General features: G+C 63.0%; 25 protein-coding genes and 1 tRNA gene. 19 read left to right on the forward strand and 7 right to left on the reverse strand.

What is annotated here, in order from left to right; genetic code table 11:
- Window positions 1-261 precede the first annotated feature (261 nt).
- From hisG to hisE, 9 genes are all read left to right on the forward strand, one after another.
- Window positions 262-1,977, forward strand: a complete 1,716-nt coding sequence (hisG, locus tag ACQRAJ_RS06345) for an ATP phosphoribosyltransferase (protein ID WP_427748061.1) — start codon at window positions 262-264, stop codon at window positions 1,975-1,977.
- Between the two features lie 105 nt (window positions 1,978-2,082).
- Window positions 2,083-3,519 carry a histidinol dehydrogenase gene (gene hisD, locus ACQRAJ_RS06350; RefSeq protein ID WP_427748063.1) on the forward strand — a complete coding sequence of 479 codons (1,437 nt, stop codon included), beginning with the start codon at window positions 2,083-2,085 and terminating at the stop codon, window positions 3,517-3,519.
- A 1-nt stretch (window position 3,520) separates the two neighbouring features.
- Complete coding sequence (gene hisC, locus ACQRAJ_RS06355) at window positions 3,521-4,636, forward strand: histidinol-phosphate transaminase (protein ID WP_427728474.1); 1,116 nt, start codon at window positions 3,521-3,523, stop codon at window positions 4,634-4,636.
- Window positions 4,637-5,224 (forward strand): imidazoleglycerol-phosphate dehydratase HisB, encoded by a 588-nt coding sequence (gene hisB / locus ACQRAJ_RS06360; RefSeq protein ID WP_427748065.1) that lies wholly within the window; start codon window positions 4,637-4,639, stop codon window positions 5,222-5,224.
- Between the two features lie 137 nt (window positions 5,225-5,361).
- Entirely contained in the window at window positions 5,362-6,063 is a 702-nt protein-coding gene (locus ACQRAJ_RS06365) for an imidazole glycerol phosphate synthase subunit HisH (protein WP_427728478.1), read from the forward strand.
- Window positions 6,060-6,803, forward strand: a complete 744-nt coding sequence (locus ACQRAJ_RS06370; protein WP_427728480.1) for a HisA/HisF-related TIM barrel protein — start codon at window positions 6,060-6,062, stop codon at window positions 6,801-6,803. Before ACQRAJ_RS06365 ends, ACQRAJ_RS06370 begins: the two co-directional genes overlap by 4 nt.
- Window positions 6,804-6,806: 3 nt before the next feature.
- On the forward strand, window positions 6,807-7,589 hold the full coding sequence (gene hisF / locus ACQRAJ_RS06375; protein ID WP_117769949.1) for an imidazole glycerol phosphate synthase subunit HisF: 783 nt from the start codon (window positions 6,807-6,809) through the stop codon (window positions 7,587-7,589).
- A 142-nt stretch (window positions 7,590-7,731) separates the two neighbouring features.
- Window positions 7,732-8,061, forward strand: a complete 330-nt coding sequence (hisI, locus tag ACQRAJ_RS06380; RefSeq protein WP_427728483.1) for a phosphoribosyl-AMP cyclohydrolase — start codon at window positions 7,732-7,734, stop codon at window positions 8,059-8,061.
- Between the two features lie 46 nt (window positions 8,062-8,107).
- Window positions 8,108-8,425: a phosphoribosyl-ATP diphosphatase gene (gene hisE, locus ACQRAJ_RS06385; RefSeq protein ID WP_006235893.1), complete on the forward strand. Its 318-nt coding sequence runs from the start codon at window positions 8,108-8,110 to the stop codon at window positions 8,423-8,425.
- Between the two features lie 110 nt (window positions 8,426-8,535).
- On the opposite strand, the gene ACQRAJ_RS06390 is transcribed toward hisE, so the two are convergent.
- A complete protein-coding gene (locus ACQRAJ_RS06390) occupies window positions 8,536-9,447 on the reverse strand; it encodes a PHP domain-containing protein (RefSeq protein ID WP_427748067.1) in 912 nt (303 codons plus the stop codon).
- 338 nt (window positions 9,448-9,785) lie between these two features.
- Between ACQRAJ_RS06390 and larC the strand changes: the two genes are divergently transcribed.
- The 5 genes from larC to ACQRAJ_RS06415 all read left to right on the forward strand — a co-directional run bounded on the left by larC (window position 9,786) and on the right by ACQRAJ_RS06415 (window position 13,693).
- Window positions 9,786-10,271, forward strand: coding sequence for a nickel insertion protein (gene larC, locus ACQRAJ_RS06395; protein ID WP_427748069.1), 486 nt, complete (start codon window positions 9,786-9,788; stop codon window positions 10,269-10,271).
- 59 nt (window positions 10,272-10,330) lie between these two features.
- The gene (gene yfcE, locus ACQRAJ_RS06400) at window positions 10,331-10,879 is read left to right on the forward strand and encodes a phosphodiesterase (RefSeq protein WP_427748071.1); all 549 of its coding nucleotides are present in this window, start codon (window positions 10,331-10,333) and stop codon (window positions 10,877-10,879) included.
- Window positions 10,880-10,881: 2 nt separating this feature from the next.
- The gene (gene mazG / locus ACQRAJ_RS06405) at window positions 10,882-11,742 is read left to right on the forward strand and encodes a nucleoside triphosphate pyrophosphohydrolase (RefSeq protein ID WP_427748072.1); all 861 of its coding nucleotides are present in this window, start codon (window positions 10,882-10,884) and stop codon (window positions 11,740-11,742) included.
- Between the two features lie 168 nt (window positions 11,743-11,910).
- The gene (locus ACQRAJ_RS06410) at window positions 11,911-12,672 is read left to right on the forward strand and encodes a hypothetical protein (protein WP_427748073.1); all 762 of its coding nucleotides are present in this window, start codon (window positions 11,911-11,913) and stop codon (window positions 12,670-12,672) included.
- Window positions 12,673-12,691: 19 nt separating this feature from the next.
- Complete coding sequence (locus tag ACQRAJ_RS06415) at window positions 12,692-13,693, forward strand: hypothetical protein (protein ID WP_427748074.1); 1,002 nt, start codon at window positions 12,692-12,694, stop codon at window positions 13,691-13,693.
- A gap of 152 nt (window positions 13,694-13,845) precedes the next feature.
- Here ACQRAJ_RS06415 and ACQRAJ_RS06420 read toward each other — a convergent pair.
- Together ACQRAJ_RS06420 and ACQRAJ_RS06425 are read right to left on the reverse strand one after the other, a co-directional pair.
- A tRNA-Leu gene (locus ACQRAJ_RS06420) sits at window positions 13,846-13,930 on the reverse strand.
- A gap of 31 nt (window positions 13,931-13,961) precedes the next feature.
- On the reverse strand, window positions 13,962-14,585 hold the full coding sequence (locus tag ACQRAJ_RS06425) for a hypothetical protein (protein WP_427718884.1): 624 nt from the start codon (window positions 14,583-14,585) through the stop codon (window positions 13,962-13,964).
- Between the two features lie 163 nt (window positions 14,586-14,748).
- On the opposite strand from ACQRAJ_RS06425, the gene ACQRAJ_RS06430 reads away from it, so the two are divergent.
- Window positions 14,749-15,036: a PTS sugar transporter subunit IIB gene (locus tag ACQRAJ_RS06430; RefSeq protein ID WP_055252380.1), complete on the forward strand. Its 288-nt coding sequence runs from the start codon at window positions 14,749-14,751 to the stop codon at window positions 15,034-15,036.
- Window positions 15,037-15,047: 11 nt separating this feature from the next.
- Window positions 15,048-15,422: a VOC family protein gene (locus ACQRAJ_RS06435; protein WP_427718886.1), complete on the forward strand. Its 375-nt coding sequence runs from the start codon at window positions 15,048-15,050 to the stop codon at window positions 15,420-15,422.
- 294 nt (window positions 15,423-15,716) lie between these two features.
- Here ACQRAJ_RS06435 and ACQRAJ_RS06440 read toward each other — a convergent pair whose 3' ends face one another.
- The 3 genes from ACQRAJ_RS06440 to ACQRAJ_RS06450 are packed head-to-tail and all read right to left on the reverse strand — an operon-like array spanning window position 15,717 to window position 18,342.
- Window positions 15,717-17,012 (reverse strand): sensor histidine kinase, encoded by a 1,296-nt coding sequence (locus tag ACQRAJ_RS06440; protein ID WP_427748075.1) that lies wholly within the window; start codon window positions 17,010-17,012, stop codon window positions 15,717-15,719.
- Window positions 16,996-17,781, reverse strand: a complete 786-nt coding sequence (locus ACQRAJ_RS06445; RefSeq protein ID WP_427748076.1) for a response regulator transcription factor — start codon at window positions 17,779-17,781, stop codon at window positions 16,996-16,998. The genes ACQRAJ_RS06440 and ACQRAJ_RS06445 overlap by 17 nt, the downstream gene beginning before the upstream one ends.
- Window positions 17,782-17,799: 18 nt before the next feature.
- Complete coding sequence (locus ACQRAJ_RS06450; RefSeq protein ID WP_427748077.1) at window positions 17,800-18,342, reverse strand: DUF4342 domain-containing protein; 543 nt, start codon at window positions 18,340-18,342, stop codon at window positions 17,800-17,802.
- Window positions 18,343-18,932: 590 nt separating this feature from the next.
- Here ACQRAJ_RS06450 and ACQRAJ_RS06455 point away from each other — a divergent pair.
- Together ACQRAJ_RS06455 and ACQRAJ_RS06460 are read left to right on the forward strand one after the other, a co-directional pair.
- Complete coding sequence (locus ACQRAJ_RS06455) at window positions 18,933-19,172, forward strand: hypothetical protein (RefSeq protein WP_427748078.1); 240 nt, start codon at window positions 18,933-18,935, stop codon at window positions 19,170-19,172.
- Between the two features lie 85 nt (window positions 19,173-19,257).
- Entirely contained in the window at window positions 19,258-19,983 is a 726-nt protein-coding gene (locus tag ACQRAJ_RS06460; protein WP_427748079.1) for a metallophosphoesterase, read from the forward strand.
- Between the two features lie 15 nt (window positions 19,984-19,998).
- Here ACQRAJ_RS06460 and gluQRS read toward each other — a convergent pair whose 3' ends face one another.
- Window positions 19,999-20,895 carry a tRNA glutamyl-Q(34) synthetase GluQRS gene (gene gluQRS / locus ACQRAJ_RS06465; RefSeq protein ID WP_427728551.1) on the reverse strand — a complete coding sequence of 299 codons (897 nt, stop codon included), beginning with the start codon at window positions 20,893-20,895 and terminating at the stop codon, window positions 19,999-20,001.
- A 654-nt stretch (window positions 20,896-21,549) separates the two neighbouring features.
- On the opposite strand from gluQRS, the gene ACQRAJ_RS06470 reads away from it, so the two are divergent.
- Entirely contained in the window at window positions 21,550-23,490 is a 1,941-nt protein-coding gene (locus ACQRAJ_RS06470; protein ID WP_427728513.1) for a DUF2207 family protein, read from the forward strand.
- Window positions 23,491-23,710: the final 220 nt, after the last annotated feature.

Consider the following 23,710-nt stretch of genomic DNA (forward strand, 5'->3'; position numbering starts at 1 on the left):
CATGCCTCCCCGGCCCTCGTCTGTAGGCTCTTCCGCTGGGCGAGCAGGACCTCGGACGTTTTTCCGGATGGGCTGTCGATGCCCTTCGCTGTAGAGGTGGGCCGCGGGTAATCCGCTCCAATGTTTCCAAATGAATACGCTGTGAGCCGAAGGGGACGGTTCTCCCCGCAAGCACTCTAGTATGCTAAAGTACCCAGAAGACCGGCGGAGCTATGCCGGTCTTTCGTTCTATATGAAACGCAGTATGAGGAGGCTCACCAGATGACGGCCACACCGTGGGGATTCCGGGACATATTGCCCGAGGAGGCTCAGGCACGCGAGGAGATCGCGTATACGGTGAAGGGCTGCTTTAGGGAGCATCATTACCTTCCGGTCGAGACGCCGCTGCTCGAGGACAAGGGTTCGCTCGAGGAGGGCGGCCGCATTGCGGACACGCCGTTTAAGCTCTTTGATGACGACGGTCGCCTGCTGGTGGTCCGTCCCGACAACACGCTGCCGATCGTGCGCCTGGTTTCGACCCGCATGCGTGCGGCCGATCTACCCCTGCGCCTTCGCTACGAGGCGCCGGTGGTTCGCGAGTGCCAGCGCAATGCCGGTGGCTCGCGTCAGTTTACGCAGCTGGGCTTTGAGCTTATCGGTGCGGGCGATACCGCGGGCGATGTAGAGATTGTTTCGCTGGTGGCCGAGGCCGTGCGTAAGCTGGCGCTTCCCGATGCTCGTATTATCGCAGGTAGCGTGCGTCCTTTTAAGGAGCTACTCGCGGCGTGCGAGGATCGCGAGCTGGCAGCCGAGGCCCTGCGCTGCGTGCATGCCAACGACTTTGTGGGTCTCGATGCCCGCGTGGCTGCCAGCACCGAGTCTGATGCCGTCAAGGCCGCCATTAGCGAGCTGCCGCGCCTGCACGGTGGTGCCGAGGTGCTCGACCGCGTGGACGCGCTGCTGGAGGCCGCCGGTATCGCCGCGCCGCCGACGCGCGAGCTGCGTGCCCTGGTCGAGGGTTTGGCTCCCGAGGACGCCCAGGTGCTGTCGTTCGATTTCTCCATCATGAACTCTTTCGATTACTACACGGGCCTGGTCTTTAAGGCCTATGCCGGTGGCTTGCCCGATCCGGTCGGTTCGGGCGGACGCTACGACTCCATCTTTACCGGTGCATTTGGCGGCGGCATCGAGGTGCCGGCGGCGGGCTTCGCCTTTTCGCTCGAGCGTCTGGAGGCCGCGCGTACCTCGGCAGAGGACGCTGCTTCCGACGGCGATCACGCCGCGGGCCGTGGCGCCGAGGGTCCGCTGCGCATTGCCGTGCCCAAGGGCTCGCTTAAGGCAGACACGCTCGACGTGCTCGAGGCCGCGGGCCTGGACGTCTCTGAGTTGCGTGACCCCGGCCGTCACCTGATTGTGCGCGGTCGCGACACGCGTGCCGGTGAGGGCACGGTCGGGGATATCGAGTTTGTTATCGTGCGACCCAGCGATGCACCCGCCTTTGTGGGCTGCGGTGGCGCCGATTGCGGCATCTGCGGCTGGGATTCGCTCATCGAGGCCGACCTCAACCTGCTGCAGCTGGTCGATCTGGGCTATGGCCTGTGCACCTTTATCGAGGCGGAGCCCGCGTGGCGCGCCGGTCAGGCCGAGCGCAACTATGCCCGCCGCGGGTCGCTTCGCGTGGCTACCAAATATCCGCGCATCGCGAGTGCCTGGTATGCCGAGCGCGGTGTGAACGCCGATATCGTCTCGCTGCACGGCAACATCGAGCTGGGCCCCATTGTCGGCATGACCGATCGCATCGTGGATATTACCGCCACGGGTGCCACGCTGCGCGACAACGATTTGGTCATCACCGGCCGCATTATGGACTGCACGGCGCGCTTTTTTGTCAACCCGGGTGCCGCTCGCTTAGATCCGCGCGTACGCAATCTGGCAGATCGCTTGGCGGCGGCCGTTAAGGACAAGCATTTTGAGCCCGTTGCGGGCTCGGCACAATAGCGCGAGCACGCACGGGCGCCCTAACGTCTGGGCTGCGGGCCGATGGGCGCCGCCGCCCGGCCTCTCGTTTTTCGAACACAACCTCGACCGATAGGGGATACCGATATGAAGACTATCAAGCTTGCTCCCGGTGAGCGTCTCGTTACCAACCAGCTCAACCGTAAGGGTGTGCTGCCGCAAAACATCGTCGACGCCGCCCGCGATATCGTGGCCAACGTGCGCGCCAACGGCGATGCCGCGGTGCGCGACTACTGTCAGCGTTTTGACGGTGTTGAGCTGCAGAGCTTCCGTCTGCCGCAAGAGCAGATCGATGCCGCGCTCGAGGGCCTCGATCCGGCCTTTGTCGCGGCGCTCGAGAAGGCTGCGCGCCAGATTCGCGAGTTCCACCAGCGCGAGATCGAGCAGAGCTGGTTTACCACGCGTGCAGATGGCACCATGCTCGGCGTTAAGGTGACCCCGCTTGCGGCGGCCGGCATCTACGTGCCGGGCGGGCGCGCGCAGTATCCCTCCACGGTGCTCATGAATGCCATTCCCGCCAAGGTGGCCGGCGTTGAGCGCGTGGTCATGGTGACCCCGCCGCAAAAAGATGGCCTGATCAGCCCCTACACGCTCGCCGCGGCAAAGCTCGGCGGCGTGGACGAGATCTATATGGTGGGCGGCGCCCAGGCCGTGGCCGCGCTGGCGTACGGTACCGAGACCATTCCTCGCGTCGACAAAATCACCGGTCCGGGCAACGCCTTTGTTGCCGCGGCCAAGCAGATTGTCTCGGGCGACGTGGGTATCGATATGGTCGCCGGTCCCTCCGAGGTCTGCGTGCTGGCAGATGCCACGGCCAAACCCATGGTGGTCGCGGCCGACCTGATGGCCCAGGCCGAGCACGATCCGCTAGCAGCCTGCTATCTGGTGACCTGCGACGAGCAGTTTGCGCGCGAGGTCGAGGCGGGTATCGACATTCTGGTGGCACAGTCCCCGCGCGCCGAGATCACGCGCGCCTCGCTCGACAACGAGGGCACCATCGTGGTGGCCGCCGATATGGCTGCTGCCGTCGAGGCGGTGAACACCGTGGCGCCCGAGCACCTGGAGCTGCACTGCAAGGATGCGATGGGCCTGCTCGGCGGCATTCGCAACGCCGGCGCCATCTTTGTGGGCGCTTGGAGCTCCGAGCCGCTTGGCGATTATGTTGCCGGCCCCAACCACACGCTGCCGACCGGCGGCACGGCCATGTTCTCCAACCCGCTTTCGGTCGAAGAATTCGTCAAGCGCTCGAGCGTCATTTGCTATACGCCCGAGGGCCTGCTCTCGGACGCTCCCGCGACGCAGCGCCTGGCCGAGGCCGAGGGCCTGTGGGCACACGCGCTTTCCGCCGCACTGCGTCGCCGTGTGCTGGAGCAGGGCGAGGGTGCCGTGAGTGCTGAGTCTCTGGCCGCGGCCGACCTGACCAAGGTCGCCTGGCCGGGCGACGCCGTGGCGACGGTCGCCGAGGGTGTGGACCTAGCGGCAGCAAGCGCGGATGGCGCTGGCGCGACCGGCGAGGAGGCCTAATATGGCCGAGCTGACGTCTCGCATGAAGGAGCTCGTCCAGCCCTACTTGGCTGGCATTGAGCCCTACAATCCCAACTTTACGCCCACGCGCATCAACCTTTCGGCCAACGAGAACACCTATCCTGTGCCGGCTGGCGTGCGCGAGGCGGTCGACGCCGCCCTGGCTGCCACGCCGCTCAACCGCTACCCCGATCCCATGTCGAACGACCTGCGCGACGAGCTTGCCGCTTGGCATGGCGTGGCGCGCGAGAATATCTGCGTGGGCAACGGCGGCGACGAGCTGCTCTATAACTACCTGCTGGCGTTTGGCGGCGCGGGGCGGACCCTGCTCAACTGCCCGCCGTGTTTTAGCGAGTATGCGTTCTTTGCGTCGCTCTGCCAGACCGAGGTGCGCGACGTGTGGCGAGACCCCGCGACCTTTGAGCTCGACCAGGCTGCCGTGCTCGCGGCGGCGCCCGAGTGCAACCTGGCAATCGTGACCTCGCCCAATAACCCCACGGGCGACGTGGCACCGCTCGACTTTGTCGCGGCCCTGTGCGATGCGTGCCCCGGCGTGGTGATGGTCGACGAGGCCTACGTGGAGTTTGCCGATGATTCGTTTGGCGCGGCCACCACAGCGCAGGGACTTATCGCCGAGCATCCCAACCTGGTGATCCTGCATACGCTGTCCAAGGCGTTTGGCGCCGCCGGCACGCGTCTGGGCTATGTGATTGCGGCGCCCGAGGTCATCGACGTGTTTGCGGCGATTCGCCAGATCTATTCGGTCAACGTGCTGAGCCAGGCGGCGGCGCTTGCCTGCGTGCGCGCCCGCGATGCGTACGCGCCCGTGGTGGCACAGGTCGCATCCGAGCGCGAGCGCGAACTGTGTGCCCTGCGCGCAATGGCTGCCGGGGGTCTGCCCGTGGAGGCATGGCCGAGTGCGGCGAACTTTGTGCTCGTGCGCACGCCGCATGCTACGCGCGTGCGTGAGCGCCTGCGCGACGAGTATTCGATTTTGGTGCGCGACTTTAGCTACGCGCCGGGGCTTGCGGACTGTCTGCGCATTACCGTGGGCACCCCGCAGGAAAACGATGAGGTGCTGGCTGCGTTTGCCGCGCTGGTGAAGGAGGAGATGTAGATGAGCCGTTATGCCGAGGTGGTCCGCAAGACGGGGGAGACCGATATTGTTGTCAAACTCGACCTGGACGGATGCGGCGTGTGCGATATCTCGACCGGCGTGCCGTTTTTCGACCACATGCTCAACGCCTTTGGCCGCCATGGCCTGTTTGATTTGACGGTGCATGCAGTAGGCGACGTGGAGGTCGACGCGCACCATACCGTCGAGGACACGGGCATTGTGCTGGGTGAGGCGTTTTGCCAAGCGCTGGGCGACAAGGCGGGTATTACGCGCTTTGCAGACGCGGCGATTGCCATGGACGAGACGCTCGTGATGGCCGCCGTGGACATTTCGGGTCGCGGCCAGGCCTACTGCGAGCTGCCCGTGCCGACCGAACGTGTGGGCAGCTTCGATACCGAGCTGGCCGTCGAGTTCTTCTATGCCTTTGCGCGCGATGCCAAGCTCACGCTGCACGTGCGCGAGCTCGCAGGCGGCAACTCGCATCACATTATCGAGGCCGCCTTTAAGGCCGTGGGCCGCACGATGCGCCACGCCTGCGAGCTCGATCCCCGCGTGCAGGGCATCCCCAGCACCAAGGGCTCGCTGTAACCTGCCAAAAAGGGACAGGTTTATTTTGGCAGGTTTTATCTGCGGAAATGCTGTCTCATACGGTGGGTGAACGTTTAACCGACCAAAATAAACCTGTCCCTTTTTGGCAGGTTTTGAATGGGAAAAAGGAGGGTCGCGTGGGCGAACCGAAGATCGTGGTGGTCGACTACCACAAGGGCAACTTGTCGAGCGTCGTGCGCGGGCTTGTGCGCGCCGGTGCCGCCGCCTGCACGTCGGACGATCCGGAGCAGATCCGCCGCGCCGACGGCCTGGTCATCCCGGGCGTGGGTGCGTTCTATGACGCGATCGCCTTTATGCGCCAGAGCGGCGAGGCGGACGCGGTGCTCGACGCCGTTGCCGCCGGAACTCCGCTGCTCGGCATCTGCCTGGGCCTTCAGCTATTTTTTGAGCGCGGCAACGAGGGCGTGCCTGCGGACGAGGGCGCGGTCGCCGACGGCAGCGCCCCCGAGCAGGCTGGCGGTCCCTGGGTCGATGGCCTGGGCATTATGCGCGGTTCGTGCACGCGCTTGGAGTCGAGCCGCCTGAAGGTGCCGCACGTGGGCTGGGACCAGGTGCACATGACGCCCGCCGGTGCGGCCGATCCGCTGCTTGCCGGTTTTGCCGAGGGTGCCAACATGTACTTCACCCACAGCTACGCGGTGGCTGACGACGCCGATGCCGCCGATGTGCTGGCGTGCACACACTATACGCGGAGCTTCCCGTGCATCGTGCGCCATGGCAACGTGTGGGGCTGCCAGTTCCATCCCGAGAAATCCTCCGCGCTGGGTCAGCGCATCCTTAAGAACTTTGTGAGCATCGTCGAGGAGGTTGGCCGATGATCCTGTTTCCCGCAATCGATCTGATCGGCGGCAAGGTCGTGCGCCTGGAGCGCGGTGACCGCAGCCGCTGCAAGGTATATTCCGACGATCCCGTGGCCGTTGCCCGCTCGTTTGCCGAACAGGGCGCGAGCTGGGTGCACGTCGTCGACCTGTCCGCTGCCTTTGGCGAGGACGAGGGCGCACGCGCTGCCAACTCGGCGGCGATTAAGGCCATCTGCGGCGTCGACGGTCTGTCCGTGGACGTGGGCGGCGGCGTCCGCTCGCTTGCGCGCATCGACGAGTTGGCAGGCTACGGCGCATGCCGTATCGCGCTGGGCACCGTGCTGGTGACCGAGCCGGGTTTTGCCGAAGTGGCAGCCCAAGGCTTTGGCGAGTTGCTGGTGGCAGACATCGCCGCGCGCGACGGTCAGGTCAAGGTGAACGGCTGGCGCGACGGCGCAGGTGTGGCGCTCGACGATGCCGTGGCGCAGCTTTCCGAGCTGGGCTTTAAGCATCTGGTGTATACCGACATCGCGCGCGATGGCATGCAGACGGGTATCGATGTGGCGGCGTATCGCCATGTGGCCGAGGTCGCGGGCTTTCCCGTCGTGGCTTCGGGCGGCATCTCGACGCTCGACGACATCCGCGCACTGGCCGCGGTGGGTGAGGGCGCGATTGAAGGCGCCATTACCGGCCGTGCGCTCTACGAGGGCAACTTTACGCTGGCCCAGGCGTTGGCCGCCGCCCGAGGGGAGGAGTAGCCCATGCTTACCAAGCGCGTAATTCCCTGTCTGGACGTCAAGGACGGCCGCGTGGTCAAGGGAGTTAACTTTGTGAGCTTGCGCGATGCGGGCGATCCGGTGGAACTGGCCCGTGCCTACGACCGCGAGGGTGCAGACGAGGTCGTCTTCCTGGACATTACCGCGACGAGCGACAACCGCGCGACGACCATCGAGATGGCAGCGCACGCGGCCGAGGAGCTCGCCATTCCCTATACCGTGGGCGGCGGCTTTCGCGACCTGGCGGGCATGCGCACCATGGTTGCCGCCGGTGCCGACAAGGTGTCGCTCAACTCGGCGGCCGTGCGCGATCCGTCGCTGATTAGCCAGGCTGCCGCGGCGTTTGGCAGCCAGGCCGTGGTCGTGGCGATTGATGCCAAGCGTGTGGGCCTGCCCGGCGCATCCGGTGCCGACAAGTGGGAAGTCTTCACGGCGGGCGGTCGCAACGCCACGGGCATCGACGCGGTGGCGTGGGCCGAGGAGGCGGCTCGTCGCGGCGCCGGCGAGATCTTGCTCACCAGCATGGACCGCGACGGCACCAAGGCCGGCTTTGATTTGGCGCTCACCCGCGCCGTGGCCCGCGCGGTGCCAATCCCCGTCATCGCGAGCGGCGGCGTGGGCACGCTCGAGCATTTTGCCGAGGGCGTGATCGAGGGCGAGGCCGACGCCGTGCTGGCGGCGAGCGTCTTTCACTTTGGAACCTTCAGCATTCGCCAGGTGAAGGAGTATATGGCCTCTCAAGGCATCCCTGTCAGGTTGGACTTCTAGCGCTGCGGCTTGCCCAGGCACCCGACCTTCCGGCTCCAACCCTCCTCGCGTACTTAAGTACGCGTCGTCGGGCTTGTCGCTCGGAATCTCGGGCACCTGGACAACCCTCGCCGACCTGCGAAGTTTGAATTTGGGGAGAGAAATGGAAGAGATAACCGATCCTTCAAAGCTTGCGTACGACGCCCGCGGGCTGATTCCTTGTGTGGTTCAGCAGTATGACACCGGCGAGGTGCTCATGGTTGCCTGGATGAACGAGGAGTCGGTGGGGCTGACGCTCGAGACCGGCACCACGTGGTTTTGGAGCCGCAGTCGCCAGGAGCTCTGGAACAAGGGCGCGACGAGCGGCAACATGCAGGAGGTTCGCGAACTCTGGGCCGACTGCGATAGCGATACGCTGCTGGTCAAGGTCGACTCGCCGGGTCCGGCCTGCCATACCGGCAACCGTACCTGCTTCTTTAAGAAACTCGCGTAGGGCGGGCGCTCGACCAGGCGCTTGGCCGACCAGAAAGGATTGAACCATGGGTGTGCGTACCGCAAACGTTCAGGATGGAAATATCGGCGAGACGCTAACGGGGCTGGCCGAGGTGATTCACGGTCGTCGCGATGCGTCGCCGCAGGAAAGCTATACCGCTCGACTGCTGACCGATGTGGAGGATGAGCTGCTCAAGAAGCTTGCCGAGGAGGCGAGCGAGGTGATCATGGCCTGCAAGGATAACGACCATGATCACATTCGCTACGAGGCTGGTGACCTGGTCTACCACCTGCTCGTGACGCTTGAGCGCTACGGCATTACCCTCGACGAGCTGGCCGGCGAACTCAACGCCCGCCGCCACTAGTCGTTAAAGAACGTCCCCGATGACCATAGAAGTTGCGGTGGAATAGTTCTTGTTTGACGGTCTTAGGGCTATAAATAGGAGCTATTTCACCGCAACTTATGAAGGGATGGCTAGGCGAGGGGTGTGGACTCCCATTCGCCGGTGGGGTGGGGCATGTCGAAGGTTCGGTAGCCGCAGTCGTAGGCATGGGCTTGGGCCTCGCGGATATTCCAGCAAATATCACAGGCGCGGTGCGCATCCGAGCCAAAGGTAATGGGCGCCTCAGCATGGGCAAAGCAGCGCAAAAGGCCGGTCGCGGGATAGTAGTCGTCGAGCCCCTTGCGCGGTGCGGCGGTCGAGACCTCAACGCGGCGGCCCGTATCGTGCGCACACTCGGCCATCTGCTGCCAAAACGGTGCGGGGTCAAAATCGGGCGCAAAGCCTTCCTTCGAAAAGCGCATGACCAGGTCGGGGTGAGCCATCACATCAAAGTTGAGCGAGCTTTCGCAGGCGCGGCACCATTCATCGACGTAGCGCTCCCACACGCCGCGCACACCTAAGTTTTCCCAAACGTGCAGGTTGGTGTCGTCGTCGATCCAGCCGCAGCGTGAGTCGGGCGTATCGGGGCGCGCGACGCCCTCTGTCCCCGTCGTGCCCGCAGCGCCTGCCATGATATTGCCCGGGTTACCAATCCAATGCACGCTGCCCAGGCGTACGACGGCGCCCCGGGACCAGCGCTCAACCAAAGGCTCGCAGCCTTCGTACCAATCGCACTCAAAGCCATAGACAAGCTCGAGCTCCGGCGCAATCTGCGCGGCAAGCTTGCGGGCATCCTCAAAAGCCAGACGATGCGCCGGCAGGTCGCCCTCGACAACCTGCACCTCGCAGGTGGCATCCATGCTGGCAGGCAGGGTAAGGTGATCGGCCGAGACCATGGTGCGGCAACCGGCCGCAGCAGCGGCGCGGACGTTGTCTTCAAACGAGGCGTGTCCGTCCGAAAACGAGGTGTGAGTATGGCAATCGACCAGCGGGCAAGCAGGCATGGCGGCTCCTTTACGTCAAGCGAATCTGCTCCATTGTAACGGCGCGGCCCCCAGTGCGATGTGCGCGCCGGGGGCCGAAATCGACTGGAAAGGACGGGCGGCGCATAAGGGCGGGCTCGCGACATCGGCCTTGCTTCGAATCATGTACCTCAGCCTCCAAAACTGACAAAAAATGACATGTTTGGAGGCTGATGTACATGTTTGGCCGAGGCGGTGGAGTGCCGGTTCTTGCAGACAAGGAAAATCGCGCTCATCGCGCGCCGCCACACTTGCGCCGCTCGCGATGTGCTAGCGTTTGGGTGAATAAAACGAGCCCGTGCGGAAAGGAGCCGGACCGTATGCAACGTGGAACTACATCTCCGCTGTCCCGCGAGACCGATGCGCCCGAAACCATCGTCAAGCTGGAGTGCGACATCGACGACGCGTCGCCCGAGGTGCTCGCCTACGCCGCCGACCGCCTGCGCGAGGCCGGCGCGCGCGAGGTGCACTGGCTGCCCCTCTATTGCAAGAAAGGCCGCCCTGGCTGGCAGTTGCAGGTAATCTGCACCCACGAGGATATCGAGCGCCTGCAGACGATCATCTTTTTGGAAACCACGACCAATGGCATCCGCCGCCAGGTTATGGAGCGCGTTTGCCTGCCGCGCTACTTTGAGCGCGTAGCGACGCCGTGGGGCGAGGTGTCCGTCAAGGTGGCCACCTTGCCCGACGGCAGTGAGCGTGCGGCGCCCGAGTACGAAGACTGCGCCCGCCTTGCCCGTGAGCACAATGTGCCGCTGCAGCGCGTGATGCAGGCGGCCCAGAGCGCGGCACTGCGATTTGAATAACGCGGCTGGTGGCGACATTCCGCGCCCGGCCACGTCAACCCCACCCCGAAAGGACCTCCATGAAATACCTCATCGCTTCTGACATCCACGGCTCGGCATATTGGACCGAGCGTCTCTGCGCCGCCATCGAAGCCGAGCAGCCCGACCGCATCGTCCTGCTGGGCGACCTGCTTTATCACGGTCCGCGCAACGACCTGCCGCGCGACTATGCTCCCAAACGCGTGATTCCGTTGCTCAACGCCCTGGCCGACCGCATTATCGCGGTGCGCGGCAACTGCGACGCCGAGGTCGACCAGATGGTTCTCGACTTTCCCGTCATGGCCGACTACGCCACACTGTTCGACGAGGTCGGCCGCGAGCTGTTCCTGACGCACGGCCACGTCTTTGGCGCCGGCATGCACAACAGCGTCGACCACGCGCCCGCGCTGCCCGAGGGCTCCGCGCTCGTCTACGGCCACACGCACGTCAAGGTCAACGAGGAAAGCACCGCGCACCCGGGTCTGTGGCTCTTCAATCCCGGCAGCGTGAGCATCCCCAAGGACGGCACGCACAGCTATGGTATCTACGAGGGCGGCGCGTTCCGCCATGTGATCATGGAGGAGGACTAACCATGGCCGAGCACATGGCTCAGCAAAATGCCGAAGGTTCGCGCGACCTGTCCACGCTGGTCGATGCATCGGCCGAGTTACAACATCTGGTACAGACTATCTGGCGCTTGCGTCAGCCCGACGGCTGCCCGTGGGACCGCGAGCAGACGCACCAGAGCATTGGCAAGAACATGATCGAGGAGGCCTACGAGGCGCTCGACTGCATCGAGGCGGATGACGCGGCCCATCTTCGCGAGGAGCTGGGCGATGTGCTCATGCAAGTCGTGCTGCATGCGCAGATTGCGGCGGACGCCGGCGAGTTTACGCTGGCCGACGTGGCGCGCGATATCGACGCCAAGCTCATTCGCCGCCATCCGCACGTGTTTGGCGATGTGGATGTCGACAACTCCGACGAGGTGCTCAAGATTTGGGACGAGGTCAAACTTGCCGAGAAGGCCGCCAAGGACCAGGCCGTGGCGGCGGGCGAGGCTGCGCCCGAGGGCCTGCTCGACGGCGTGCCCACGCATCTGCCGGCGCTGATGCAGGCTCAGAAGGTGTCGCGCAAGGCGGCTGCCGTGGGCTTTGAGTGGGATACGGTCCAGGACGTGTGGGACGAGGTCGCCGAGGAACGTGCCGAGTTTGAGGCCGAGGAACCCGGCTCGCCCGAGCGCGAGATGGAGTTTGGCGACCTGCTCTTTGCCCTGGTCAACGTTGCGCGCAAGGAGGGCATCGACGCCGAGAGCGCCCTTCGTGCCAGTACGGCAAAGTTCCGCCGCCGTTGGGCCGCGATGGAGCAGATGGCGGCCGATGCCCATGTTGATCTTGCCGAGCTTTCGACCCACGGGCTCAACGACCTGTGGGATGCCGCAAAGGCAGAGGAGTAGGACACGGTGTTGGTCGGCGGGGCGTAAGGGCGGCGCCCCGTCGACTTGCCCGTTGGCGACCACGCGCGCTCGAGTAATGGATTTGTCCTACGGCTCGTCCGGCTGGTCCGCCCGCGTGCTATAACTAAAGGACTTAGCGCAAACAAACCTCAACCGCACAAGGCGCACATGGATCAGATTTACGACAACAGGCACTATTCCGCCGGTTCGCGCGAACCGTCACCTCGCCGTGCGCATTCGGTGCAGCTTGGCGGGTCTGGTTATGCTGGCGCTGATCGCTCCAGGTATAGCTCGCCGGCGACTTCGCATCCCAATGCTCAGCCAAATAGTTCCTCGGACAGTCCGGTGCGCCCATCGCGTTCCAAGCATACGTCGTGCCCTTCGACCCAGGCGTCCGACAAGCCGCGCCGTCCCTCAAGCCGTCTTTCGGGTTCGGACTTTATGCACTACGCCAACGATAACGCGGTGGTCAAGGCAATCTATGATTTTACCCACGGTCCCCAGCGAGGGCTGTTTGTTGGCATTGTCGTCGCCCTGGCGCTCGTGAGCCTGTACTTCCCGGTGCGCGACCTGTATGTGGCAAAACGCTCGAGCGACATCTTGGCCAAGCAGGTCGAGATTCGCGAGCAATATAATGACGACCTGCAAAAAAGCGTCGACAAACTGCTCTCGGAGGAGGGCATTAAGGACGCGGCGACCGAGGACCTGGGTCTGGTGATGCCCGGCGAGAAGAGGATTGAAGTGCAGGGCCTGGACGACGATTCCGATACCTCGTCGAGCCAGAAGTCGTCGAACGCCAAGAAGGCCAGCGAAGTTGCCAAGGAAATCGAAGAGGTCGGCAAGGACGCGCCGTGGTACATCCAGACGCTCGACATGCTGTTTGGATTTAACGGCGTCGAGGGCCAGGCAGTCGTGTCCAATGGCGAGTAGCGCCCGGAGGGGGGCCGCAATGACGAATTGCAAACGATATAAGGTGGCGGCGATTGACCTGGGAACGGTGTCGTCGCGACTGGTGCTGGCCCAGGTCGAGGACGGGGCGATCGTGGAATCGTCCAAGCATACCGAGATTACCGACTTGGGCGAGGGCGTGGACGCAACGGGGCGCTTTTGCGAGGCGGCCGTTGGGCGCGTGCTCGCTGCGTGCCGAATGTTTGTGGACGAGGCCCGTGCCTTTGGGGCCGCGTGCATCTGCACCACGTGCACGAGCGCCGCGCGCGATGCGTCCAATGCCGCGCTGCTGCTGGACGGCCTGCGCGAGCTGGGGCTCGAGCCGCAGGTGATTCCGGGCGAGGTCGAGGCGCGCCTGACGTTTTTTGGCGTGGCGCACGACTTTGCCGGCGAGCGCATCATTGTTACCGATTCGGGTGGCGGATCCACGGAGCTCGCGACGGGCGTCTATGCGCCGGAGCGTGGGATCTTTGCGCTGGAGGGAACGCGCTCGCTGGACATCGGCTGTCGCCGCGTGACGGAGCGGTTTTTCTCGGCGCTGCCGCCAACGGGCAGCGAGCTTGCCGCCGCTGGCGCGTGGGCAAACGAGCAGTTTGCAGGCTACTTTAAGAGCTTGCCTGTCGACTTTGAGCGAGCCGAGCGCCTGGTCGCGGTGGGTGGCACCGTCACCACGCTCGTTGCGCTCGTTCACGAGCTGGAGCCGTATGATTCGAGTTTTGTGCACCTGCGCGAGCTTTCGCTGGACCAGGTTTCGGCCGCTATCGAGCGCATGTCCTCGCTGGATGTCGCGGGCATCGCCGCGTTGCCAGGCGTGCAACCCAAGCGCGCGGGCGTGATCCTGGCTGGTGCTGTGGTGATTCGCGAGCTCATGCGAGCCGGCGGCTACGACGCGCTCACTGTAAGCGAGAACAGTCTGCTCGCCGGAATGGCTGCCACCATCAACGAGGTTCTCGACGGCGCGACCCCCACCATCGCCTGGACCCCCAGCCTCAGCGTCCTTTAACCATCCCCTCATAAGTTGCGGTGAAATAGTTCCTAAATAGGCTGATAAACTGCCAAAACAGGAACTATTCCACCGCAACTTCTTAGAGGCTTGACGGTGTCCAAAAGAAGCGAGCCCGCATTCCAAAGGGACACGGGCTCGTAAACAATACGTGGTAGGGGCGGTGGGACTCGAACCCACAATCCTTGCGGCGAGAGATTTTAAGTCTCCTGCGTATGCCAATTCCGCCACGCCCCCGTAAGACTAGAAGTCTAGCACAAGCCGTCCGTTACGCGTTGACGGCCATCGAGTGTTGGCCCGACTTCTCGAGGAACTCTTGGAACTTTGCCTCGTCGCCCTTGTTTTGGTACTGCAGGGCCAGCAGGTACTCCAGTCGGCAGCGCTTGACCGGGTCGTTGCCGACATCCTCGAGCATGCGCTCCAGCTCGGGAATGTCGTTGTGGCGCTTGAGGATCATCGTGTCGTACATCAGCTGGCATTCGTGCGCGACTGCCTCGGCTTGGCCACCCTCAAAGCCCTTGATCTCGTGCAGCAGCTCCTTGGACTTTTTGCGGTCCTCCTGGCCAACGTAGTAGTTAAAGGCCTTGATCACCAGATCGACGCGCTGCATCTTGGGCAGGTTGAGCCCCAGCAGCAGGTCAAACATCTCGTCGGCGCGCTCGTGGTCCTCGCGCAGCAGATAGGAGTTCAGGCGCAGGTAGTCGCGGTTGTAGCGCGGGTACAGCATGCTGGTGAGTTTGCCGTCGAGCAAACGATCGAACTCGTCCCACTGTTTGGCGGCCATGAGCCGCTGCAGGCGTTTAAACGTGGTGCGTTTTTTGATGCTAAAGAGCAGCGACACGGCGATACAGATGACAACGACGACGGTCCAGAGTGTGCGGGAATCGGGCATATTGAGCTCCTCGGTCGCTCGTAAAACAAGCGGTATGACAAAACGTACTAGATGTATTATACGCAGCGTGCAAGCAAACTGGCACAAAAGTGCATCGAGGCCGAGCGCCATCGCTCGCTGCGGTACACTTACCTAAAGTAAACCATGAGGGGAGACATTACCTATGAAGAAGATCGTTTTGGCTTGCGGTGCTGGCGCTGCTACTTCCACGCTCGTTGCCCAGAAGGTCGCCACCATGCTCGACGCCAACGGTTACGCCGGCAAGTATGAGATCGTGCAGTGCGCCATTTCCGAGGCCAAGGACGCTTGCGACGAGGGCGCCGACCTGCTGATCGCCACCACCGTTGCCCCCGAGGGCCTCACCTGCCCGTACGTGAGCGGCGTGCCCTTTATGACCGGCATGAACCGCGTCGCTGCCGAGAAGGCCGTTCTCGACGTCATGGCTCAGTAGGCGCTGCCTGTATGAACGAGCAGAACGCCAACCCGGTCGAGCTCTTTGGCATGCGCGTTGCCCATGTGGGCATTAACGCCACCGACCCGGCAGACGCCCTGGAGATCGCGGAGCTGTTCTCGACGATGATGGGCCTGCCCGTCAGCGAGACCCCGATTTCGTACTTTAACGACTCGCTGGTCGAGATCATGAAGCAGAACGGTCGTGGCGCCAAGGGCCACATAGGCTTTGCCGTCAACGACATCGATGCTGCCGAGAAGTGGTTTGCCGAGCACGGGCTCGAGGTCAACGAGGAGTCGCGCGTGCTGCTGCCCGACGGAGGCACCAAGCTTGTGTACTTTAAGCGCGAGTTCGCCGGCTTCGCCGTGCACCTGTGTCGCGAGTAGCGTACAAGCTGCTATAACGAAAAAAAGGGATAGGGCCGCATGGCCCTATCCCTTTTTTTGCCGAGGGGGCGACCTTTTGAGGGGACATGAAATCGGGGTCTAATACTTTTCCCGAGAAGTGAACGAGCAGAATTGGACCCCCGAAGCATCGACACTTTGAGGGTACCGTTTCCTGCGGTTTTGATGCTGGAATCCTGCGATTATCCCGTCGAAAAATGTGGATGCTTCAGGGGTCCAAATACGCTCGTTCACTTTTCCGGAAAAGTATTAGACCTCGATTCACGAGGGGGCTTCCTACCGTGGCAGGCGAATCGTAAAGCGGCTACCGACGCCCTCGACCGAGGTCACGCCAATGGCGCCGCCATGGCTATCGACAATCCACTTAGCAATGGCAAGCCCCAGGCCCGAGCCCTGCGCGCCGGCATCGCGTGCGTTGTCGGCGCGGTAGAACCGTTCAAACGCGTGAGCTGCGGACTCCTGGTTCATGCCGATACCCTCGTCCTCAACACTTATGTCGATCGCGCCCGTGCCCGTATCGGGAGTTATGGCAAACGTGACGGTCGTTCCCGCGTTCGAATACTTGGCGGCGTTCTGCACGATCACGCGCAGAGTCTGCTTCACAAGCGCCACGTCGACAGGTGCGTCGCAGCGCGGATCGTTGGCAAATGCAGCGTCAAAAGCCAGCCGATACGTGTGCGCGGCGTCGATCATCTGCGATTCCTCGCACACCTCGCCGACCAGTGCGGCCAGGTTGGTATGCGCACGCCGCAGGACCGTGCGCCCGGCATCGCCGCGTGCCAAAAACAGCAGCTGCTCCACGAGCTCCTGCATATGCTCGCTTTCGGCCTTGAGGGATGCGATGGATTCCGCCAGCACGTCCGGGTCGTCTTTGCCCCAGCGGTCGAGCATGTTTACGTAGCCCTGAATCACCGCGATGGGCGTGCGCAGCTCGTGGCTTGCATCGTTGACAAAGCGCATCTGCTGCAGCTTGGCCTCTTGCATCTGGCGCAGCAGCCGGTTGAGCGCGACCTCGATGCTTGCCAGGTCGGCGTCGCCGGTGGTGACGCTCGGCGAGTCGACACTCGCGCGCTCGATGGCCTGCTCCAGTGTTTCCATCTTGCCGCCGGAGAGTTGCATGCGGCCGAGTTCGTCCACGCGCAGGGCCAAGTCGTTGAGCGGTGCCATGGTGCGACGCACGTGCCTTGCGCCGCCGAGCATGTTGAGCACGCTGATGACCTGCCAACCCACAACGACAAGGTAGAGAGGCCATAGCGCGACGAGGTCCTGCGCGAGAGGGAAGGTCTTGGTGGTACGCGCAAGTTCGACGGTATAGGTGAGCGTTGTCAGGTCCCAGTCGCGCGCGGGCTTCAGCGACATGCCGTGAACGGCGGCGCTGGGGATCCATCCTGCGGTAAACGCGCCTTCGGGCAGCGTCTGGTTGTATCCATAGACGAGGATCGCCGCCGCAATCACCATCAGCAGCAGATCGAGCCAGACGTAGCTCATCAGGCGGCGCCATATATAGCTCCAGTTGATGGCGCGGGCGATGGAGGTGACACGCTTGGCCTCGGCGTTACGCACGGCAGACATAGCCCACCCCGCGCACGGTCTGGATGATGCGGGCGCCGCCGGCGTCCTCGATCTTGGCACGCAGGTGCGCGATGTGCACGTCGACGTTGTTGGTGTCGCCCACGTATTCGTAGCCCAGCGCCTCGTGCGCGATGCGCTCGCGTGTGAGCACGGTTTCGGCATGTGCCATAAGCAGGGCGAGAACGTCGAACTCGCGGGCCGTGAGCGCGATGGGCGAGCCGCCGACCGTGACTTCGCGGCGGTCGGGGTCGAGCACGATCGAGCCCACGGTGAGCGCGGCGGGGGAGGGCGCGACGGAAGCCTTGGTCGACTCGCTGACCGGGGGCACCGCAGCGGCGCCGCCGCCCGCGCCGCCCGCCACGACCGCCCCAGCGCCGGCGCCGCCAACGCCCGAAGCCGCCCGCACGGCCTCCGCGCGCTTCAGCGCCACGCGAATCCGTGCGAACAGCTCCTCAATCGCAAACGGCTTGGTCAGGTAATCGTCGGCACCGGCATCGAGCCCGGCCACCTTGTCCATCACGGCATCGCGCGCGGTGACCATAATCACCGGCACATCCTTGTGCTTGCGGACACGCCGCAAGACCTCCATGCCGTTGAGCTGCGGCAACAGCACATCGAGCAGAATCAGATCGTAGTCGTGCTCCAGCGCCAGGTCCACGGCGGTGCGGCCGTCGGCGGCGTGCTCCACCTGGTAGCCCTCGTGCTCCAGCTCGAGCGTCACAAAGCGGGCGATTTTCTCCTCGTCCTCTACGATCAGGATCTGTGTCATGCGTGTCCCCGTCTGCGATTACTTGTCGTCGTTCAGGTTTTGCTTGATGTCGTCCGCGGCGTCGGCGGCGTGATTCATAAGGTTGTTGATGCTGCCGGGCACGTCGCCGTCGCTATCGATGCGGTAGCGCATGCCAAAGAACAGGCCAATCAGCATGAGCCATATCGTGGCGCCCCAGGCAAACAGGGCGACGATGGGGATCAGAATGGGAATGTTGAGGATGATGGCGTCGCGGCGCGTGGCGATAAACTTGGTGTCCAGGCTCAGGCGGAAGAGCTTTTTGAGGTACTCCCACACGCTGTCCATCTTCTTGGAAAAGTCAGTCTTTTCGCTCGACTTCTCGTAGGCTGCCTGCGCGGCGACCATCTCGGCCGAGGGTTCATTGACCGGCTCGGATTCGGTGGCGGCGTGCGCCGATGTGGTCTGGGTCTTGCCTTGCGATTCGAGCCAAATGATGGCATCCAGAACGTTGCCGTCGGCGGCGTCGAGCGCGGCCTTGGCATCGGTGTAGCTCACGTTGCACTTGGTGCGGATGGTTTCAACTTTTTCGAGGTCGTCCATGACCTGTCCTTTCGTTCGATGGGCGCGACGCCGGGCGATCTGCCCGGGCGCGAGCGTTGCGTTCAGCGGTCTGCGTTGCGCGGCGCCGCCCCGCCCTTGGTCGAACTTTATAGTGCAGGTTATAGATTAAGCGATTCTTGAGCCAAGATTAATGTTGGATGAGTTTTTGGGTGGTGTGAGGGAGGAGCGGAATGTGTCTATTGGGTTGCGCGAGGGAGAAACGACTCGCCTTTTGGACTGCTGCCGACGAGGTCTAATACTTTTCCGAGAAGTGAACGAGCTAAATCGGACCCCCCGAAGCATCGACACTTTAGAGGTGCCGTTTCCTGGGGTTTCGGTGCTGGAATCCTGCGATTTTGCCGACGAAAAATGTGGATGCTTCAGGGGTCCTAAAACAGACGTTCACTTCGCGGAAAAGTATTAGACCTCGATAGCGGGGGATGGAGTGCCGGTGCAAAACGGCGTCAAGGGTTGGTCGAGCAGGTGGTTTCTCCATTGATGTCCGCACGGCATGTGACACTTACCCTGCCGCCCTGCTCTGCCGCGGCGGCATGTACCCAAACAACGGCCCTCTAAGGAGTACGATATTGATGAGTGATAACACCAAGCATCTCGCAAAGAAGTGCGTCAAGGACGCGGGGCCGTGCCTCGCGCTGTGCGTGGTCGGCGCAGCGGTCGCGCTGTTGGCTGTTCTGGGACCATTCGACGTGCTCCGAAGTGCCGGTTCTCTGCGCGTTTGCATGGCCCTTGCCGGCGCTATGATGACCGGCGGCGTGCTCGATTTGATTTTTTGGGTGCTTGATCCGTTTGGATGGAAGAACGAGGGGTAAGCCCTAAGGGATGGAAGGGCTGGAACGATTGGCTTAGTGATCGTGCAGAATGTGGGCTAGCTACTTACGGGGAAGCGGTGATCTGATGACGGTCTATGTGACGGGCGATATTCACGGCGGCCTCGACATGCAAAAGCTGCGCGACTGGGATCTTGGGGATAGTCTGACGAGCGAAGACTATCTGCTTGTCGCCGGCGACTTTGGCTTTCCGTGGGATTTCTCTGCCGAGGAGTGCGCCGACATCGCTTGGCTGGAATCGCGTCCCTATACCGTGCTGTTCGTCGACGGCAATCACGAGCGTTTCGATCACTGGGCGGAGCGTCCCATGGAGCTGTGGCACGGTGGGCTAACGCAACGCCTGTCGGATACCTCTCCCATACGGCGCCTGACGCGCGGCGAGGTTTTTGAGCTCGACGGCTCAACGATCTTTACCATGGGCGGCGCCACGAGCGTGGATAAGGAATACCGCATTCCCTATTCCAGCTGGTGGCCACAGGAGCTGCCGGACGAGCGCAACTTTGAGGAGGCGCGGACAAAGCTCGACAGCGTGGGCTGGAAGGTTGACTACGTGGTCACCCACACCTGCTCTACGCGCATGCTTTCGCCCACGCTCTATCCGGGGCCTGGCTGGAATTACCCCGCCGTTGATCGGCTTACGGCATTTTTCGATGAGCTGGAAGACCGCTTGGATTACAAGCGTTGGTACTACGGGCATTTTCATCGGGATGCCAACCCTGCCGAGCGCCATACCGTGCTCTACGACTGCATCGTTCGCTTGGGCGACGAACTCCAGCCCTGGGACGTTGCGTAGGGGTGAGGTATTTGGCTACTCGGCCGTTACAGTGATGTTCTCGCGGTGCGCGCGGATGACATTCCAGCTAAAGTGCTCGACCAATTGCTCGGCAGAGCGCGACGTGGTGTCCGGCGCGATGCCCGTTTGCCCGGCGAGCCATCCCAGCAGCGCCTCGGGCGTGCCAAAGCGTGCGCGTAGCTCGCCCAGGTCCAGATCGCGGTCGCGCTTGGAAAGGCGGCGGCCGTCTGGCGACACGAGCAGCGGAATGTGCGCGTAGTGCGGCGTGGGAAGTCCCAGCAGATGCTGCAGATAGATTTGGCGGGGCGTAGAGCCCAGCAGATCGCATCCGCGCACGACCTCGGTGACGCCCATGGCAGCGTCGTCGACCACCACGGCTAGCTGGTAGGCAAAAACGCCGTCGCTGCGGCGCACCAAAAAGTCGCCGCACTCGGTGGCGAGTGCCTCGCATTGGGCGCCGTACGTACGGTCCACGAATTCGATCACGTCGCCGGCGAGGTCATCGACGGTAGGCACGCGCAGACGCGTGGCCGGGGCGCGCAGAACGCTGCGGCGGGCGATCTCTTCGACAGAAAGGTTTCGACAGGCGCCGCGGTAGATGGGCGTGCCGTCGCTGGCATGCGGCGCGCTCGCGGCGTGGAGCTCGGCACGCGTACAAAAGCAGGGATAGGTGAGGTCGGCGTCATTCAGCCGGCGCAAGGCGCTCTCGTACAGGTCCAGACGATCGTGCTGGTAGTAGGGGCCTTCGTCCCATTCAAGCCCTAGCCAGGCCAGGTCGTCAATCAATTGAGCGGCAAGTTCCGGGCGCTTGCAGCGATCGTCCAGGTCCTCGATGCGCAACACGATGCTGCCGCCCTGGCTGCGGGCCGAAAGCCACGCACACAGGCAACTGAACACGTTGCCCAGGTGCATGCGGCCCGAGGGCGATGGGGCAAAGCGGCCCACGACGGGCGTGAGGGCGGGGGCGAGCTTGCTGTTGGACGCCGTCGACGTGGCCACGGCGTGTGTTGCTATGTTGCATGCGTTGATATCCATGCGGACGAGTATAGCGCGGGGTGAGGTGGGGGGCGTCGTCGATGCTCGCGAGTTGCCGAGGCTGCGTGTTGTGCGCGGCGGGCACCGACTCAACACCTCGATTACCGCCCCAAGCTCAGCCCCTTTAACCCCTCAAACAACAGAAACCCCGGCAGCTCTTCGCAACTGCCGGGGTTTCCGCGGAAAAGGGGGACATGATCCTCGAGCGAACGGCAAAGGGGCAAACCGGTTTCGCTCAACTGCTTTATGCCCCTCGGCTGGCGGCTCAATCAGCGCGTGCCGCGCCCACACAAAGCTGCTACACCTGTGACGGAGCTGTGAAGTGGTATCTATTGCTGGCGCGGGCCATGCCAAGGGTGTCCCTCATGACTAGTCATTTAAGAACGTCCCCAATGAATACCCAATGATTAGCTGCTGGCGGCAGGCATGACTTTCATCCCGTTTGGCGCTCCGGTCGCCTAGATGTTCGTCATGTGTACCCGCAAACGTGGGACAATGGCGCTGTTGGTTTTACAGACAAAGGATGTGCCTATGAACGCCCCCGTTGCCAATGCTTGTCGGCAGCGCTGCCTGCTTGCGCGATTTGCTTCCATTTGCGCACTCGTCGCGTGCGTGCTGCTGCTGTTGCCCGCCGTTGCACGTGCCGACGGGTATTCCATGACCCAAACCTATATCGGTGCCACGGTTGAGGCCGATGGATCGCTGACCGTTGTCGAGGGACGCCAGTTTGATTTCGACGACGACATCAACGGCGTGTATTGGGATATCAATACGGGCACCAACCAGCAGGGTGGTACGGCGGGTGTCGATGTGCTGAGCGTCGAGGAAGATGATGCCGCGTTTAACAGGGTTGACTATGCAAACAAAGGCGACAACGGCGTCTATACGGTTGAGCAGTCCGACGGCGGCGTAAAGATCAAGGTGTTCAGCCCCCACGAGAGCGGCGATAGCGCGATCTATTACGTGAGCTACACCATGACCGGTGCGGTTATGAAATGGTCCGATACCGCCGAGCTCTACTGGAAGTTTGTGGGCGACGGCTGGTCTGCGGACTCCGATGACGTCGAGATGGAAGTTTACTTCGCAAATGCCGCTGCCGGAACGGCGGCCGTCAAGGGCGATAACTTCCGTGCATGGGGCCACGGTCCGCTCACGGGCGACGTGTCGCTCGACGCGGACGAGCCCATGGTCACCTATACCATACCCTGCGTGCATCAGGGCGAATTCGCCGAGGCGCGCATCGCCTTCCCCAGCGATTGGGTGCCGCAGCTCGCCGCCTCGGGCAAGGAACGCATGTCGACAATTCTGAGCGAGGAGAAGGCGTGGGCCGAGGAGGCCAACGCCCGCCGCGCTCACGCCCGCATGATCGCCAATGCACTTGCCGTGGTTAGCGTTGTCGCGGCGGTGGCCTTTACCGGCACAATCGCCGTGCTCAAGTTGCGCAAGCGCAAGCCCAAACCGCTGTTCCAGGACGAATACTTCCGCGACGTGCCCTCGGCCGACCATCCCGCCGTGCTTTCGGCCCTCATGAGCTGGAACGAGGTGCCCGATCAGGCATATATCGCCACGCTCATGAAGCTCACCGACGATCGCGTGATCAAGTTAGAGGAGGCAATCGCGACCAAGGGCAAGAAGGGCCTGCTCCGTCGCGAAAAAGAGGAGCAGACGTATCGTGTGACGGTGAGCGATGCGGGCTGGAAGTCGGTCAAGGGCATTGACCGCATGGTGCTCAAGGTCTTCTTTGCCGGTGCTAAGCCCGACGAGAACGGCGATCGCTCGCGCACGTTTGACGAGCTGCAACACTATGTTAAGCAGCACGCTACGCCCGTGGGCGACAAGCTCAAGGACTATCAGAGCACCGTTAAGGGCAAACTGGCCGATAGCGAGTACGTTGCCTCGGACGGCATTGTCGCAATGGTGTTTTGCCTGGTTCTTGGTACTCTGATCGCCTTTGTTCCCGTGGGATCCATCTTCTTTACCGACGGCGCACAGGCGAACATTGTCGCCGCGGTTATCTCGGTGCCGATTGTGCTGGTGGGTATTGGCGTGGGCCTTACGTTCCGCCGCCTTACGCCGGAGGGCGCCGAGGTGGCGGCTCGCTGCAAGGCGCTCAAGCATTGGCTCGAGGACTTCACGCGTCTAAAGGAAGCCGTCCCCGGCGATCTGGTGCTGTGGAATAAACTTCTGGTGATGGGTGCGGCGCTGGGCGTTTCCAAGGAAGTTCTGCGTCAGCTTGCCGAGGCCGTGCCGCCCGAGGTGCGCGAGGCCGACGGCTTCTACGACAATTACCCCTGCTACTGGTGGTACTACCATCACTACGGAAACCAGTCTCCGCTCGATTCGTTCGATGGCGTGTATCACGAGAGCATCCGTGAGCTGGCTTCGAGTTCCGATAGCTCGAGCGGCGGCGGTGGTGGCTTCTCGGGCGGCGGGGGCGGCGGCGTCGGCGGAGGCGGCGGCGGAACGTTCTAGCGAGCGCAAATCATGGGATGGGTCTTCCCCGGCGGCTGTTGCCGGAAGATCCATCCCATTTTTATGCTCAGAAGCGATGCAGGCTTTCCCAAGGCGAGCTTTCGCGGAAACCGCATCCCGCTATTTAGGCGCAGAGCGGGATGGACTTTCCCGATGGGATGATTTCGGAAAGCGCATCCCACTCTGGGCCTCGATTCTGGGTCACAGTTTCCGCCAGACG

This window comes from Collinsella sp. SGI.184 (assembly GCF_050313415.1).
Classification (GTDB): domain Bacteria; phylum Actinomycetota; class Coriobacteriia; order Coriobacteriales; family Coriobacteriaceae; genus Collinsella.